This is a genomic window from Salipiger pentaromativorans (assembly GCF_024721115.1).
Taxonomy (GTDB): domain Bacteria; phylum Pseudomonadota; class Alphaproteobacteria; order Rhodobacterales; family Rhodobacteraceae; genus Salipiger; species Salipiger pentaromativorans.
The window spans coordinates 16,709-31,652 of the sequence record NZ_JAMDHK010000028.1 but is presented as its reverse complement, the minus strand read 5'-3'; the positions used below and the strand labels follow the sequence as shown (position 1 = coordinate 31,652).

At 59.3% G+C, this 14,944-nt stretch carries 14 protein-coding genes and 3 pseudogenes; 9 read left to right on the top strand and 8 right to left on the bottom strand.

What is annotated here, in order from left to right:
* Positions 1-239: 239 nt before the first annotated feature.
* The 4 genes and pseudogenes from M4578_RS24920 to M4578_RS24905 form a co-directional block, all read right to left on the bottom strand.
* Positions 240-392, bottom strand: coding sequence for an antitoxin PaaA2 family protein (locus M4578_RS24920; RefSeq protein ID WP_258095838.1), 153 nt, complete (start codon positions 390-392; stop codon positions 240-242).
* Between the two features lie 147 nt (positions 393-539).
* On the bottom strand, positions 540-1,058 hold the full coding sequence (locus tag M4578_RS24915) for a type II toxin-antitoxin system YhaV family toxin (protein ID WP_258095837.1): 519 nt from the start codon (positions 1,056-1,058) through the stop codon (positions 540-542).
* Complete coding sequence (locus tag M4578_RS24910; RefSeq protein WP_258095836.1) at positions 1,055-1,381, bottom strand: type II toxin-antitoxin system PrlF family antitoxin; 327 nt, start codon at positions 1,379-1,381, stop codon at positions 1,055-1,057. The genes M4578_RS24915 and M4578_RS24910 overlap by 4 nt, the downstream gene beginning before the upstream one ends.
* 124 nt (positions 1,382-1,505) lie before the next feature.
* A pseudogene (locus M4578_RS24905) lies at positions 1,506-2,063 on the bottom strand (DUF6927 domain-containing protein); the annotation flags it as partial.
* Between the two features lie 35 nt (positions 2,064-2,098).
* Between M4578_RS24905 and M4578_RS24900 the strand changes: the two are divergent.
* Positions 2,099-3,754: a strawberry notch-like NTP hydrolase domain-containing protein gene (locus tag M4578_RS24900; protein ID WP_338054572.1), complete on the top strand. Its 1,656-nt coding sequence runs from the start codon at positions 2,099-2,101 to the stop codon at positions 3,752-3,754.
* 29 nt (positions 3,755-3,783) lie between these two features.
* Here M4578_RS24900 and M4578_RS24895 read toward each other — a convergent pair whose 3' ends face one another.
* From M4578_RS24895 to M4578_RS24885, 3 genes are all read right to left on the bottom strand, one after another.
* Positions 3,784-4,263, bottom strand: a complete 480-nt coding sequence (locus M4578_RS24895) for a hypothetical protein (protein WP_258095834.1) — start codon at positions 4,261-4,263, stop codon at positions 3,784-3,786.
* Entirely contained in the window at positions 4,260-4,853 is a 594-nt protein-coding gene (locus M4578_RS24890; RefSeq protein ID WP_258095833.1) for a recombinase family protein, read from the bottom strand. The genes M4578_RS24895 and M4578_RS24890 overlap by 4 nt, the downstream gene beginning before the upstream one ends.
* 119 nt (positions 4,854-4,972) lie before the next feature.
* Positions 4,973-6,205, bottom strand: coding sequence for a Tn3 family transposase (locus M4578_RS24885; protein WP_258095832.1), 1,233 nt, complete (start codon positions 6,203-6,205; stop codon positions 4,973-4,975).
* Positions 6,206-6,353: 148 nt separating this feature from the next.
* Here M4578_RS24885 and M4578_RS24880 point away from each other — a divergent pair.
* Positions 6,354-7,594 (top strand): annotated as a pseudogene (locus M4578_RS24880) (IS3 family transposase).
* 224 nt (positions 7,595-7,818) lie between these two features.
* Here the strand turns inward: M4578_RS24880 and M4578_RS24875 are convergent.
* Positions 7,819-8,218 (bottom strand): annotated as a pseudogene (locus M4578_RS24875) (transposase); the annotation flags it as partial.
* Positions 8,219-8,617: 399 nt separating this feature from the next.
* Between M4578_RS24875 and M4578_RS24870 the strand changes: the two are divergent.
* The 7 genes from M4578_RS24870 to M4578_RS24840 all read left to right on the top strand — a co-directional run bounded on the left by M4578_RS24870 (position 8,618) and on the right by M4578_RS24840 (position 14,903).
* The gene (locus M4578_RS24870) at positions 8,618-9,613 is read left to right on the top strand and encodes a dihydrodipicolinate synthase family protein (protein WP_036563120.1); all 996 of its coding nucleotides are present in this window, start codon (positions 8,618-8,620) and stop codon (positions 9,611-9,613) included.
* Complete coding sequence (locus tag M4578_RS24865; RefSeq protein ID WP_036563045.1) at positions 9,613-10,212, top strand: 2-hydroxychromene-2-carboxylate isomerase; 600 nt, start codon at positions 9,613-9,615, stop codon at positions 10,210-10,212. Before M4578_RS24870 ends, M4578_RS24865 begins: the two co-directional genes overlap by 1 nt.
* A gap of 22 nt (positions 10,213-10,234) precedes the next feature.
* Positions 10,235-11,140, top strand: a complete 906-nt coding sequence (locus M4578_RS24860; protein ID WP_036563041.1) for a VOC family protein — start codon at positions 10,235-10,237, stop codon at positions 11,138-11,140.
* 99 nt (positions 11,141-11,239) lie between these two features.
* Entirely contained in the window at positions 11,240-12,466 is a 1,227-nt protein-coding gene (locus M4578_RS24855; protein WP_258095831.1) for an NAD(P)/FAD-dependent oxidoreductase, read from the top strand.
* A gap of 93 nt (positions 12,467-12,559) precedes the next feature.
* On the top strand, positions 12,560-13,219 hold the full coding sequence (locus tag M4578_RS24850; RefSeq protein WP_258095830.1) for an OmpW/AlkL family protein: 660 nt from the start codon (positions 12,560-12,562) through the stop codon (positions 13,217-13,219).
* Positions 13,220-13,271: 52 nt separating this feature from the next.
* Entirely contained in the window at positions 13,272-13,880 is a 609-nt protein-coding gene (locus tag M4578_RS24845; RefSeq protein WP_258095829.1) for a glutathione S-transferase N-terminal domain-containing protein, read from the top strand.
* A gap of 63 nt (positions 13,881-13,943) precedes the next feature.
* Entirely contained in the window at positions 13,944-14,903 is a 960-nt protein-coding gene (locus M4578_RS24840; protein WP_258095828.1) for a TAXI family TRAP transporter solute-binding subunit, read from the top strand.
* Positions 14,904-14,944: the final 41 nt, after the last annotated feature.

Sequence of the window (14,944 nt, the reverse complement as noted above, 5' to 3'; positions counted from 1 at the left end):
GGAACCATCCTCGACCGCTTTACGCCAGAAGAATGCTCAAACTACTTCAAAAGTGCAGGCTACGCTTCCATAAAACCATGAACCGATCTAGCTTCGGAGATTGAAAGAGTCGGGTTCGCCGGTTTGGGCTTGGTCATGGGGATTTTCCTTTGGATCAGGGTCTGAGTTCCAAAGGAGAAAAAGCCCACTTTCGCTTTTCGGGGTGATGAGGTCAGACCGCGCTGACCTTCAAGGCTTGGTCAGGGCTTGGATTGGCCCTGGCGCTTCGTATCAATCAAAGCCTGCGCGGCCTGCATTACTTGAACCTGTGAAGTTCCAGCGCGCGCATCCTCAAGCGCGGCCTGTAACTGCGCGCGAAACCACGCGTCATACGAATTGACATCAGCCGCCACGGAAATGTTCCTCGAGACCGAAGTGCGGCTGTTCCTAACCCGTTGGGTCCATTGCGCTTTCTCCGACTATGCTATGGGCCGATGCTACATCACCCACAGTGGTGCCGTAAACGGGAAGACCGTTAGGTTCACAGCTAACCGGGCCACTTACCGATCGGGCGCCGCTTCAAGAGACGTCTCGAACCGCTTGTCCGCCTCCGCCGCCTCTTTCAAGAGCGCGTCGAAATTGTCAGGTGGGTTGCCATCTTCCAGCATCCCTTTGAAGGTCGCATAGGCATCCGTCTTGCTGCCATAGGCGCGCAGAGTCTTGTCGTCGTTCACCCAGGCCACCACGATGACCTTCGCATCGCTGTTGAACCGGTAGAACAACCGATACTGCTGGAAGAATTTCGCCCGGAACCAGTGCTTGCGGTGATCGCCGAGTGTGCCGCCTTGCCGGAAGGCTGCGGCACTCGGATCTGCCGGTATGGCCTCGGTGACCAGCTTGAAGATGGCGGCCAGCCGTTTCGTCGGGTTTTTCTTGCGCCAGGTCTTTGGATCGCGTGCCTTACGCGCTTCAACTTCCTCGATCAGCCCTTCGAGCTGTTCCAGAAAGAGCGGATGCGCATAAATCGACCATCCGTTTACGACAAGGGACGCTTGGGCGTGCACGCTATCGCCGCTCATTCATCCTCGAGCGATAGCGGTGCATCGAGATCGACGTCAACGTCTCCGACCAGTGCTGCAAGACGGCCATGCAAAGCCCCATCGAACGCTCGAATGCGATCCGGATGCGCCTTGATATCGGCCTCGACAAAATCGAGAAAGGCGCCGAGCGCGGGATCATCCTCTTCGGCCCGCACGGGCTCGATATAGACCCTGCCACTCGGCTCGGTACAGTAGCGAATCTGGTCGCCCTTGCCCAGCTTGAGCTGCTTGCGCACACCCGCCGGCACGGTCGTCTGATACCGATCCGTGAGTTTCGAGACATCTTGTGCGAGCGCGGTCATGGCAGTCTCCTGAAAGAAAATGGTCTTTGCTGTCCGCGATAGGTAATGCATTTGCATTGCCTTGTCAAGATAAGCCGCAGGATCTGCTGTCGCCGGCAGGTCGATCAACGGTTCGGCGCAGCACCTATTCCCGCCCCGCGAGATACTCCGCCAGCACAGGACTGACCTCGCCCTTAACGGAGCCGATCAGCTCCGAGCCCGCGAGGGTCGCTTTCGAGAGCCGCACCAGCCCGCCGGTTTCCTCGATGCGGTAGCAGCGGCGTTTTTGCCGACCCCGCCTGTAGTGCGTCGCGGTGACGATCTGGCAGGTGCTGCCATCGGTGAGCGTCACGGGCGCGGCGAGCCTGATCTTGTCGCCTTCCTCGTAGTCCGGGATCGACGCCCAGTCCCGGCAACGCTGACGCCAGGCGTGGGCGTAGCTGTCGGGATCTTTCAGGTCGGAGAGGAGTTCGATCAAACCTAGAGGAGCGCGAGCCTCATTCGGGCCAGCGCTTTCCTCCATGTCCTTGTAGCCCCAGCAGCCGTCATCGTATCGGGTGAGGAAGACGGCACCGAAGGTGATCGAGCCGTCGGGATCCGTGACATAGGTCGCGTCCTCGATAGGGGTGCCGTCGAGATTGGTGACCCTTGCCGCCGCATACCAGGTGGAGGCGACCTTGCAGGCCTTGGCCAGTTCGGTTTCGCCAGCGCCTCCTGCGCGCGGTCTTTGGGGGCGAGGTGACGGGTCACGATGGTGAGCATATCGACGATCTGCTGCAGACGCCGGCTCTGCCCTATGTCGTGGTGATGAACCCGCCCTTCGCCTCCTCGGTCGATCGGTCGCGGGACAAACACATCGCCGCCAAGCATCTCATCGCGGCTGCCAAGCGTCTCGCGCCCGGCGGGCGGCTGGTGGCTATCATGCCGCCACGGTTCAGCCCGGAGCGCGATGCCGCGCATTGGTCGCGCGCCTGCGGATTGCTGACGCCGCGACTGGCGCTGACGCTGCCGGGGCAGGTCTACCGCAAGCTCGGTACCTCTGTGGAAACCCAGCTCATGATCTTCGACAAGGTGCAGGTGGACGGCGAGATGACCCGCGCCACGGTTCAGGATCTGGAGGAAGCCCTTCCTTTTGTCGACGCCGTGGCTGCAAACCGGCCTGAACCGCGCCCCGCCCAACGGGCGGCGATAAACCCTCATGCGCGATCGGTCGGTTCAGTACCTGTCACGCGCAAGCGCCCAGTTGCCAGAGTTGCGGCGTCCAACGCTCAGACCAACGCCGCCACGCGGCTGAGCCAGATCCTCGACTGGATGGGCAACGACTTCGATGGCGTGCTGACCTTTGACGAGGCCCATGCCATGCAGAACGCGGCCGGGTCCGAGCAGGGCAGGGGGGTCAAACCCTCGCAGCAGGGCCTCGCGGGCCTCCGCCTACAACTGGCAGCACCCCGTGCTCGCGTCTTCTACATCTCGGCCACGGGCGCCACGAGCGTCCACAACCTCGCCTATGCCGCTCGGCTGGGGCTCTGGGGACAAGGCCCCGAATATCCCTTCCCGAGCCGCGAGAGCTTCGTGTCGGCGATGGAAGCCGGTGGTGTTGCCGCCATGGAGGTGGTTGCCCGCGATCTGAAGACGCTCGGGCTTTACACGGCGCGCGCCCTCAGCTTCGATGGGGTGAAGTATGACGTGCTCGAACACGCGATCACCCCGGCTCAGATCGAGATCTACGACGCCTATGCGGGCGCGTTTCGGACGATCCACCACAATCTCGAGGCGGCACTGACGGCAACCGGTGTCAACGATGCCTCGGGGGAGACCAATGCCTCGGCCGCACGCGCCTCGGCCAAGTCCCGGTTTGAAAGCACCAAGCAGCGCTTCTTCAACCATCTCCTGAAGGGCATGAAAGCCCCGACCGTCATCCGCGCCATCGAGGATGACCTCGCGGCGGGCAACGCCTGCGTCATCCAGGTGGTCTCGACGGGTGAGAGCCTGCTGAAGCGCCGGCTTGAGATGATGGATCGGGAAGATGAGCTGGTTGAAGGCGCGCTAACGCCGCGCGACTATGTTCTGGGCTATCTCGAACAGGCCTTCCCGATTCATGCGCAAAAGCTGGTCGAGATCGACGGGAACATGGTGGCCGAACCCTTGCGGGATGAGACCGGCGCGCTGGTCGTCTCGCGCGAGGCGCTCGCCCTGCGTGATGCGGCCATGATGGAGTTGATGACGCTGGCCCCGATCCCCTCGGCGCTGGATCAGATCCTCTGGGCCTTTGGCGACGAGGCCGTGGCAGAAGTTACGGGTCGATCGATCCGGCCCCTCAAGGCCCAACAGGCCCAAGGGTGCATATTTGATCAAATGACGGAACAAAGCGCGATCATTGCAGCCATTATTTGATGGTACGTTGTTGCGGCGAAGGCGCCGTTTCATGCTTCTGACTGCTGCAGATACATGACGACGTTGTCGGCTGGCATCTTGAACCCGCGGCCATCCGAGACGCGTTCGGTACTGATCGGATATTTTGGTCTGTTGGGGTTTATCCCGACGATCCGATGGAGATCTCCTCCGGTCTTGAATGTCCGCCCGTAGTCGGAAGGTTCAAGTCCAAAATGGGGTGCAAGCACCTCGAACATGGCTTTGTCGGGGGAATAGAGCGTACCGTCTGCTTGCGGGATGCCGACACGGAAGCCAATGTTGAAACTGTGCCGCAGATCGATGTCGCTCAGGTCTCCGCTTTCGACCGTCAGCCCATGGGTTTGCGCAACCTCTAGGCAGGCTTTCGTCATGTCCCGGCGCAAACTCTCGCAAAGCTCCGGTGTCAGGTTGCGTGGCGGCGGAATAGTGGCCTGCGCCTGCATCGGTGGCTTGTGCGTTGTGCGCTTTTGCTTACGGGTGTTCTTTTTCATGCGCCTTGTCCCTCACTAGCCTCGCGATCAGCAGGCATTTGGGCCTTTGCTTTATAGACGGTTCCGCGCGAGATCCCCATCTCGCGGGCAATTTCTGTGGGGGACTGGCCCGCGGCCAGTCTGGCCTGAATGGATGACATATCAATCTTTGCCGGCCGGCCACGATAGACACCGCGACCCTTGGCGGCCTTGATGCCTTCGGCCTGGCGTTCGCGGCGCAGGTTGGTCTCGAACTCGGCAAAGACGCCGAGCATGTCGAAGAACGCCTTGCCGACGGCCGTGGACGTATCCACCGGCTGTTCGGTGGCGGCGAGATGGGCGCTCTTCTCGCGCAAACGCTCCACGATGATCTGCAGATCGTGCAGGGACCGCGCAAGGCGGTCGATGCGGGTGACCACCAGTGTCTCGCCGGGGTGGATGAAGTCGAGGATGGTCTTCAGTTCGGTGCGGTCCTCGAGACTGGCGCCACTTTTCTGCTCCCGACGCACCATGCCGCACCCTGCGGCTGTGAGCGCGGCGATCTGGGCATCGAGGTTCTGATCGACAGTCGATGTTCGGGCATAGCCGATTTTGGGGCTCGATTTGTTCATTTTGGGTGTGCCTGTGACGATAGGCGTTCAATATATCAAAACAGGCCCAAAATGAACAGGTATTCCACGGCGGTTGGTGTTCATATGCCGCGCCGCTTTGGGTATATCCATAATAACGATCAAGCCGCGATACGCTCGTAGTCGATCCGGGTCGCCAAATCTATATCGTAGCGGCCATAGGGTGTGATGTGGGCGTAGATCAGCGGGGTCAGGCCGCGATAATCGTCGGGCGAGAGGCGGCTCTGCCAATCCGGGTCCGACAGGACCGATTGAACCATGCGTGTATTCACATAGACCATCGACGCCTGGACCAGTTGCAGCGCCAGCGCGGAGATTTCCTGATCGGCGATCCGGTTTGAAGCTATCTCGCCACCCTTGCCGAAGAACACGAAGCCGTTCGCGCTGTTCCAGTTCTCGACAACGTTCAGGCCTTCGTGGATTTCCCGACGAAGGGCCTCCGACCGCAGATAGCGGCACAGGAAGATCGTCTTGATGGCACGACCCAGCTCAGCCAGCGCCCTATAGGTCGGGTGCATCACGTCGGTCCGGGCAAATCGGCGCAGGATCGCTTCGGGGTCGGCGGTGCCATGTTGCATGGCGGCGGCGTATTTGACCATCTCGTCGTATTGCTGCTCGATCTCGGCCCAATCGACCACATTCGACAAGATCGGCGCCAGATGCGGCAGGCGCGCCCGCATGCCCGCGGCGGGAAGAACCAGCTCTTGACGGGCGATCGCTTTCAGACGTGGCGCCAATTCGAACCCAAGCAGATGGCAGAAGGCGAAGCCAACAGCGGTCTGACCATGGCTATCGACGTACTGGCGCTGAATTTCCATGTCAGTGCAGTGCCGGAGCACGCCTTCGATCATGGCAGCCACTTCAGATGACGAGCAGCGTTTCAGCTGCGAAGAGATACAGGTCGCCTGGCGCTCAACATGCCAGTAGACCATCACCCCACGACCGCCATAGCGCGCGTGCCATTCCGTCATAAGGTTGCGGTCCCAGGCCCCGAACTTGGTGGAATCCGATCCGCAAGCTGTGCCCGCTTCACCCCAGATCACGGGATTGCGGACTGCCAGTGTCGCATCGGCCACGCGTGCCGCTGCGGCCCGCAGCGCGTTCGGGTCAACATAGCGACGGTGAATATGGAGCAACTCGTCATAGCTGACGTCGCCGACACCGGCGGCGACGCGTTTGATCCCGGCATTGGTCCCCGCCGCATAGAGCGTCAGAAGTAGCCGCCGGTCCCGGTCTCCGCACGGCAGGGCTTCGCGGCTGGCGGAGGTCTCGAAGCAATCCAGAAACCCCGTGTCCAAGGCCGTTTCCTTCAGGACATCGAGCAGGCCGGTCATCGGCCAGACGCGTTCGACCTCGCGCTTGAGAGCTCCCAGACCCGGTGGTTCCGGCACCGGGGCAAAGGGTGACCTGCCCCCAAAAAACCGGGCCATTCAAAATGAGAGTTTGTTCTCGTAACGTTCAAAATGACGAGGAGAACAGACGATGCGCAAATCACGTTTCACCGAAGAACAGATTGTCGGGATCCTGCAGGAGTATGCGGCCGGGGCGAAGGTTTCGGAGCTGTGCCGTAAGCACGGTATGTCGGATGCGACGCTCTATAAGTGGAAGGCCAAGTATGGCGGCATGACGGTTTCCGAGCTGCGCCGCCTGAAGGGTCTGGAAGCTGAGAATGCCGAGCTGAAGCGGCTTCTGGCCGATGCCATGCTCGACAACGCCGGTCTCAAGGGGCTGCTGGCAAAAAACTCCTGACGGTTCGCCATGAAGGCCGCCATCGGTTCGAGGCCCATGGCGGACGCACCGCCGGGCCGCAGTGAGGAAGCTGATGGACGAGCATCAGTTCACGGAACGGCGGGCGTGCAGGCTGGTCGGGATTTCGCGGTCGAGCCTGGTCTATCAGGCCCGACCGGACCGCCATGCGCGGTTGAGGGAACGCCTGATTACCTTGTCAGGCAAGCACCGGAGGTATGGCTATCGCATGTTGCATGCCAAACTCGTCCGCGAGGGCTTCAGGGTGAACGTCAAGGTCGTCGAGCGCCTCTACCGCGAAGAACGGCTGTGGCTGCGCCGCACCAAGCGCAAGAAGATCCCCAAGGAAGGTCGTGAGGGCGCCTGGTGCCCGATTGCGCCCAACCAGCGTTGGTCGCTCGATTTCACCAGCGATGCTCTGGCCCCCTCTCGTGACATTGCCTTCGGCAATGCACTGCCGGGCAATGAATGGCCGCAAGTTCCGCACTGCCAACCTCAAGGACGACTGCACCCGAGAGTGCCCGGCGATCGAGGCGGATTTCTCGTTGCCGGGAGAACGGGTGGTCGAGATGCTGGAACGCGTGGCCCGTGAGAGAGGATACCCCGATATCCTGGTCGTTGATAACGGCCCGGAACTGCGCGGGCGAGCGCTGGATGGATGGGCCGATGATCACGGCGTCCAGCTGTATTTCATCGATCCGGGCAAGCCGACGCAGAACGCCTACATCGAAAGTTTCAATGGCCGATACCGCGAGGAATGCCTGAACCAGCACTGGTTCACCAGCATCGGCGAGGCTCGCGAGATCATCGAGGACTGGAGGTTCGATTACAACACGGAGCGTCCACACAGCAGCCTGAAGTATCAGACCCCGGAGGAGTTCGCAGCCGCGCGCCCCTTCGACAAGACGCAATGGGCGCAGCCGCTTGAACTACCTGATGGCTCCGCGCCTGCGCCCATTGCTCATGCCGCCGAATGATGGCACACAAAAGGGGAACAAGCTCGACTTACGAGTGGCCCTGAAAAAAGGGGCAGGTCAGGGACCTTGTTGCGCACAGAAGGTGAAGGTCGGTGTTCCCCTTTCCCTAGACGCACTTATCCAACGGGCTCGGTGACAGGGATGCCGAGCGCGGTGTCGCCGTTCAGCACGGCGACGTGGACCCGGAGTTCGGCGACTTGGCGATCAAAGTCGCGTGCCATTCGCCATTCTCCTTCGCCCGCGGCCTTGATGCCGGTGCTGTCGACCAGCAGGTTCAACGGGCCTTTTGAGCCGCGACAGGGGGTGGTCACTGCCAAAGTCCTTTGGCGCTGGCTCAGCGTGCTGAAGTCCGGCACGGCCCCGGTCGAGGCCGATCGGCCGCAGCAGGCTCTCGACGAACCCGGTCGTCTGCCGGAGGGCCATGCCGTACAGGGCTTTCAACGTCAGGCACGTCTGGATTGCGGCATCGCTATATTGAGGCGGTCGGCTTCGCTTGCCGGTTGGCGGCGGCACCCACACCATGTCCGGATCGAACCAGATCGTAAGGGAGCCACGGTGCTTCAGCGCGTTGTTGTAGGCTGGCCAGTTTCTGGTCTTGCAGGTCGGCGGGATGGGCCTGCTCATGCAGACCAGCTGCCATGCCGGATTCACGAGATAAAACCCCCCTCGGCTCTGCACAACAAAGCCCTATAGTATGCGCAAGATCAGCAGCCCCGCGCGATCCTGTCTCGCGCAAGGCGGATGTTCTCTGGTCAGCCCATCCAGATGTTCAACGCCTGGTTGCGGGGGGTCGGCGCGGCGCCAAGCGCGACCTCTTTGCGGCGCGAGGGCCTGCCGATCTCAATATCCAGAAGCGGCTTGACAGGTACCATTTGCAGTTAGTAAGCATGCGTAGGTCATCCAGGGGGAGGGATGTTCGCCTAGTTTCGCGACGCATCGTATGCGCGCTTTACATTCTTTATGCTCTCCGAAAATTTACTGAGCTGCGTGAAGATGTCGCGCACAATCAAACGAGGTGGCGAAATGTCCGCGAAGAGAACTCTGCTTACTGTAGACGATGTAACTGGCTGTTGGGCAATTATGCCGACCCCGGCCAAGGACGACGCAAGCGACTGGCGCACCGAGTTTTCCGTGGATCTGGACGAAACGGCGCGTGTCGCAAATGCTCTGGTGGAATCCGGGGTGGACGGCATTCTTGCCTTGGGTACATTTGGCGAAGGCGCCACGCTGACCTGGGAAGAAAAAGAAGCGTATGTGCGCACGGTAGTGGATGCAGTGGCCGGGCGGGTTCCCTTTTTCGCCGGCACTACCAGCCTGAACACCCGTGAGACCATTCGCCAGATGCGTATCGTGCGTGACATCGGCGTTGATGGCGTGATGCTGGGCATTCCGATGTGGGTGGAAGCCGACACCGCAACCGCGGTTCAGTTTTACCGCGATGTAACCGAAGCATGTCCCGATGTGGCAATCTGTGCCTACGCCAATCCCGAGGCGTTCAAGTACGAGTTCGGTCGTGCCTTCTGGGCCCAGGTTTCCGATCTGCCGCAGATCGTCTCGGCGAAATATCTCAATATCGGCGGGCTGTACCCAGATCTTAACCTGTCGAAGCGTCGCATTCGCCTGATGCCCCTCGATGTGGATTACTATGCCGCAGCGCGTATCGACCCCGATCACTGCACCGCCTTCTGGACAAGTGGCGCAGTGTGCGGCCCTGAGCCTGCGATCCTGCTGCGCGATCTTATGGAGAAGGCGCGCAAGTCCGGAGACTGGGCCGAGGCGAAAGCACTGACCGACCGAATCGGCATGACCTACAAGACGCTGTTCCCGAACGGGTCGTTCAAGGAATTCTCGCGTTACAATATCTCGATTGAGAAGATCCGGATGGACGCTGCGGGTTGGATGAAGGCGGGTCCTTGCCGTCCCCCCTATCATGTCACGCCGGAGCCGATCCTTGAGGGTGGGCGCATTGCGGGTCAGAAGTGGGCCGAACTCGCTGAAAGCCTGCGGGGGGGCAATTGATGCGAAAGCTGGACTTCTACTTCGATTTCATGAGTCCATTCGCTTATCTGGCCTTTCAGAAGTTGCCTGAGATCGTGCAGGATCATGGGATTTCCGTCGTCCTGCACCCGGTCGATCTGCCTCGTCTGAAAGTCCTCGCCGGCAACACCGGCCCGGCGAATGTCAGCATACCGATCAAGATCGCCTATCTGCGCGAAGATCTCGACCGCTGGGCGCTTCGCTATGGTGTGCCTTTGGCATTTCCGGCCTCGCTCAAGACCGCGCAGGCGAATGCCGCAGCAGCGCGCGTGATCGAGACGGTTTCGGCAGAGCAGTCTCAGCGCTTTGTGAAACTCGTCTGGGATGAAATCTGGGGGCGTGGGGGCGATCCGGAGGATCCGGGGATCATTGAACGCGCCAGCGCTGAAATCGGAGCAGACCCCGCTCCGCTACTGAACTTCGCCCGCTCCGGCGACGCTGCGACAAAGTTGGAGAGCTTGACGCAGCAGGCCAGCGAGGCTGGCGTATTCGGTGCGCCAACCATGGTTCTTGGTGACAAGATGTGGTGGGGGAATGATCGCCTCGATTTTTTAGCCGAAGCTCTGAAATCGGGCGTATAAGACAAACAAAGGAGATATCGATTTGGCTTTACAGAAACTTTCGCACGCGACTCTGCGGGTCCCGGATCTTGAAAAATCGGTTGAGTACCACAAGTCGGTGCTGTGCCTCGAAGAGGTCACGCGCGCCGATGGCACGGTCTATCTTACTTGCGGCATCGACGGGATGTTCGATGTTGCGCTGACCGCGGGCGGCACGGGCTGTGAGAGCCTGGCAATCGCGGCGGACGATGAGGAAGATCTGACCCGGATCCGCAAGGCGGTCGAGACCGCGGGTGTCGCAGTCCGCGACATGAGCGATTGCGAACCCGGTGTCGCTCGCGCCATCGAGTTCGATCTTCCGCCCCAGGGGCAGAAGATGCAGATCGTCTTGATCGACGAGTCCCATCGTCAACATTACTACTCTCCGGGCGCGCGTCAGAAGAACCTGCGCGGCGGACTGGCACCGCAAGATCTGGACCACATTACCCTGCGCGTCGGATCGGACGTCACGACGACGATGAACTTCCTGTGCGACGTCATCGGCTTCCGCGCTTCGGATGTCGTCGAATTCCCCGGTGGACAAGGTCGTATGGCCGCTTGGCTCCATGTGGGCGACTATCATCACGACGTGGCTATGTTTGCCGGTGCGCCGCATGAAACGCTGGATCACCTGGCCTGGACGTTCCCGAATATCGAGCACATGAAGATGATGCTTGACCAGATGGCGAACTCGGACGTTGAGACCGAAGCCGGGCCTGGGCGTCATGGTGTCGGCAACAACCTTTACTCCTATTTCATCACGCCGGATGGAAATCGCTACGAACTTTCCGGAGAGATGCCGCGCTGCGTTGATCGCAAAGCTGGCCCGAAGCTCTGGCGGGCCGACGATCCCGGTATTTTCAGTGCATGGGGCGCCCCGTTCCCCGAAAGCTTCAAAACCGGCTCCTGATCCTTGGTATCAGGAAAGCGGCGGCCCAGCTGCGCCTAGGTTCAAAATTGCCGAGAGGTACTGCTACCTCTCGGCTCTAGACGGAAAAACGGAAAAGACATGAGTACGGACTCCGCCATCAATCACATCGTCATTCTCGGCGCAGGACAGTCAGCCGCATCCGCAGCGAAGACGCTGCGAAATGGAGGATATACAGGTGATCTGACGCTAATAGGTGAAGAAAATCAACTACCTTACGAGCGGCCGCCGCTGTCCAAGGCGTTTTTGACGGGGACAGCAACAGAAGAAAGTGTCTGCCTGCTTACGCAAAGTTTTGTCGAGCAGCATGATATCGACTTCCGAAGAAATGTCAGTGCCAAAAGTATTGATAGGGAAGCGCAGCACGTCATTCTCTCGGATGGCGCTCAAGTGCCTTATGATCGGCTTCTGATTGCAACGGGAAGTCATCCGCGTCATTTGGGCAATGACCTGGACTCCAAATCGAACGTTTTTTATCTGCGAACGATTGAGGATGCCAGGGCGATCCGTTCCGCGCTTGTGCCTGGCGGCACGCTTCTGGCACTCGGTGCCGGTTGGATCGGCCTGGAAGTGGCGGCTACCGCCCGCCGACTTGGCATGGATGTCGTCGTCGTCGAAATGGCGGATCGGGCCTGCGGTCGAAGCTTGCCGAACGAGGTCGGTGAAGCCTTGATCAAGTTGCACGAGGGGCACGGGACGCGTGTACTACTGGCGACGCAGGTCTCGACGATCGAAGGGACCGACAAAGTCGAACGCGTCACGCTGAACAACGGAGAAGTTCTCGATATCTCGGCAGTGATCGTGGGCATCGGTGCAGTGGCAAATGATGATCTTGCACGCGCGGCCGGGCTTGAGGTGGTGGACACCGGCGGTATCGTCGTGGATCGGTTCACCCGCACATCCGATCCGCACATCTACGCGAGCGGCGATGTCGCTGTCGTCAAGGCAGGTGCGAATCTTGTCCGTTTTGAATCTTGGGCGAATGCACAGGATCAAGGCGTTGCAGCAGCCAAAAACATGCTGGGTCAGGACATTTCCTATGAACCGAATACATGGTTCTGGTCGGATCAATACGACATCAACATTCAGATGATCGGCCGTATTACCGACCCCGGAGCGACCGTTCACACGCGTCCTGGTGAGGACGGTAGGTTCACGAATTTTTATGTCATGAACGGCCGGATCGAGGGAGTCATCACATTTGGACAGCCGCGCGACATGTCCTTTGCGCGCAAATTGATCCAAAAAGGCTATGCAGTCAAGGGCGACGAGTTGGTGACAACAGAGAACTTGAGGAAACTCATCTGAAGTGTTCAGGTTGCCGTAGCTGGGAGATCTGTCAATCTGTCTGAAAGGTTTTCTAGACAGAGATCTTATTGGTGCTGATCGGGAGGATAAACCATGGCGAATAACGTATATACAAAGTCGGCCCTAGCGGCCATAGTTTTCGTAACTCAGGGAGGATGGGCTGTCGCAGGGGAACAGTCCATTGAAGGATGGTATCTTCGGACAGGTCCCGTAGGTGTGTTTTTCTCGCCAAGTGTCGACCTTTCCATGGGCGGAGCGCCTGTGCCCGGGGCGGACGTCGAGGTCGATGAAAACTTCGCCATTTCGCTGGATATAGGCTATCGTTTTAGTGAACAGTGGTCTGCTACCTTGACGATAGGAACCCCGCCGGAAGCGGAGTTGATCGGGGCCGGTAGCCTGCCTCCGGTCGCTCTTGGAAAATTACGCTATGGTCCTGGGATCCTGGCCGGTCAGTACCGTTTCAAGTCAAACAATCCGCGCTTTCAGCCATATATCGGGGCCGGCTTGAACTATGTAGTCAACCTTGGAGAAAGCGATGGGGCGGCATCGGACCTGAAAATCAAAACCAAGGTTGGTCCGATGGTGCAGATCGGCTTTGAATCGATGGTCACTGAAGACGTCGGTCTTTACTTTGATGTGAAGAAACTCTGGGCCGAAGCCGATGTCTCCGGATCTATCGGTGGCGCACCATTCGATGCGGAGGTCACGCTCGACCCGCTCATCGTTGGTACTGGAATAATCTGGCGGTTTTAGGATTGCGCACGAAGTGCATTCCAACCGCAATTAGACCCTAAAGGAGCCGCGTATGAAACTCTACTATATCCCTGGTGCTTGCTCGATGGCGGCGCATATTGTCGCACTCGAGACAGGCATTCCGCTCTCGTTCCACAAAGTTGACATGTCCGAGAAAGGCAAGTTCGTTGATGGGGAGGACTATGCCAACATCAGCCCGACGTCGCTGGTGCCGACCCTTATTCTCGATGACGACACCAAGCTGACCGAAGCGGCCGTCATCATGCAATATCTGGCAGCGCAGGTTCCCGAAAAGAACCTTGCGCCGGATGAAGGGATGTTGCACTGGCGACTTCTGGAAGTTCTCAATTTCCTGTCGACGGAAGTTCACAAAAATTTCACGCCGTTGTTCAATCCTTCTCTTCAGGCCGACGCCCGGCAGCTGTTTGAAGATCTGTTGAAAAAGCGTCTGAGCTATCTTGCGGAAAACATGATCGGTCAATCGGGGTATCTCGTCGGCGACGATTATACGATCGCGGACGCTTACCTCTTCACGCTTCTGGGCTGGGCGCAATTCCAGAAAATTGACCTGGGTTTTGCTCCGGCGCTGGGAGAATATGCCGGTCGTATCAGTTCTCGTCCCGCAGTGATCCAGGCATTGAAAGACGAAGGCTTAGCGTAAAACAACAAAGAGCGTGGCCCTCGTCGCGCCGGACTTTGACCAGTGTTCGCAGGGAGAAACCAAATGACACGCATACGACATACCCTATTTGCAGCGCTCATCGCGCTATCGTCGCCGGTGGCAGCACAAACTGTCTCGTTCGCGACGCCACCGCAAGGTTCTGTGTGGAATACCATGGCAGGGGCCATCTCGAACGCCGCGCGCGGCGAGGGCCTAAACATCATCGTGCAGCCTTTCGGCGGGAATGCCATCACCATGGAGGCGCTCGACAGCGGTATTGCCGAATTCACGCTCAATGACATCAACGATGTCTATACAGCGCTCACCGGAACTGGCGAGTATACTAGGGAAATGCCAAAACTTCGGATCGTCGCGCGGATCAATACCTTCCCCGTTGGGCTTTTTGTGCGCGACGACTCCGACATCAAATCGCTTGAGGATCTGCGGGGCAAGCGCTTTCCGGTTGGCTGGAATGCCTTCCCCCTCAACATTCCGTTGACGCAAGCGATCATCGCGACCGCCGGGCTATCGCTCGACGATGTCACGCCTGTTCTGGTTCCCGAATTGATCAGGGGAGCGGATGAGTTCATTGCCGGAAGGGTAGATACCGCGTTCTTCGCGGTCGGCGCACCAAAGGTTGCCGAAGCCAACGCCGCATTGGGGGGCATCCGATACCTGGGTATTGATGCCAACGAAGAAACCCTTGCTGTGGTGCGCAAATACCGGCCCTTCTACTACTTCACCGAAGTTTCACCCAGTCCGGTGCGGGTTGGTATCACCGAGCCGATCCAGATGATTGCCTGGGACAATGTGCTCGTCGCAGGGGAACATGTCTCCGATGAAAGCGTGACGGCGATGCTGACCACAGTCTTTGATCGCAAGGAAGATATCGTCGCAAGCTATCCCCCGCTCGCGTCCATATCGCTTGAAACCGCCTACCGTGAGTATTCCGGACTCGAATACCATCCCGCTGCGGTTGCCTTCTTCGAAAGCCGCGGCGTCGAGCAGGTGGCTCAGAAATAGGTCCGGCCGTTTAGGCTCGCTTTTATAGGACACGGACAAGA

Coding starts and splice junctions, on each gene's coding strand:
- M4578_RS24865 (WP_036563045.1), top strand. CDS start 9,613: ATGCGAAAGCTGGACTTCTACTTCGATTTCATGAGTCCATTCGCTTAT.
- M4578_RS24870 (WP_036563120.1), top strand. CDS start 8,618: ATGTCCGCGAAGAGAACTCTGCTTACTGTAGACGATGTAACTGGCTGT.
- M4578_RS24895 (WP_258095834.1), bottom strand. CDS start 4,263: ATGAAAAAGAACACCCGTAAGCAAAAGCGCACAACGCACAAGCCACCG.
- M4578_RS24885 (WP_258095832.1), bottom strand. CDS start 6,205: ATGACCGGCCTGCTCGATGTCCTGAAGGAAACGGCCTTGGACACGGGG.
- M4578_RS24850 (WP_258095830.1), top strand. CDS start 12,560: ATGGCGAATAACGTATATACAAAGTCGGCCCTAGCGGCCATAGTTTTC.
- M4578_RS24910 (WP_258095836.1), bottom strand. CDS start 1,381: ATGACCGCGCTCGCACAAGATGTCTCGAAACTCACGGATCGGTATCAG.
- M4578_RS24890 (WP_258095833.1), bottom strand. CDS start 4,853: ATGAACAAATCGAGCCCCAAAATCGGCTATGCCCGAACATCGACTGTC.
- M4578_RS24915 (WP_258095837.1), bottom strand. CDS start 1,058: ATGAGCGGCGATAGCGTGCACGCCCAAGCGTCCCTTGTCGTAAACGGA.
- M4578_RS24855 (WP_258095831.1), top strand. CDS start 11,240: ATGAGTACGGACTCCGCCATCAATCACATCGTCATTCTCGGCGCAGGA.
- M4578_RS24840 (WP_258095828.1), top strand. CDS start 13,944: ATGACACGCATACGACATACCCTATTTGCAGCGCTCATCGCGCTATCG.
- M4578_RS24845 (WP_258095829.1), top strand. CDS start 13,272: ATGAAACTCTACTATATCCCTGGTGCTTGCTCGATGGCGGCGCATATT.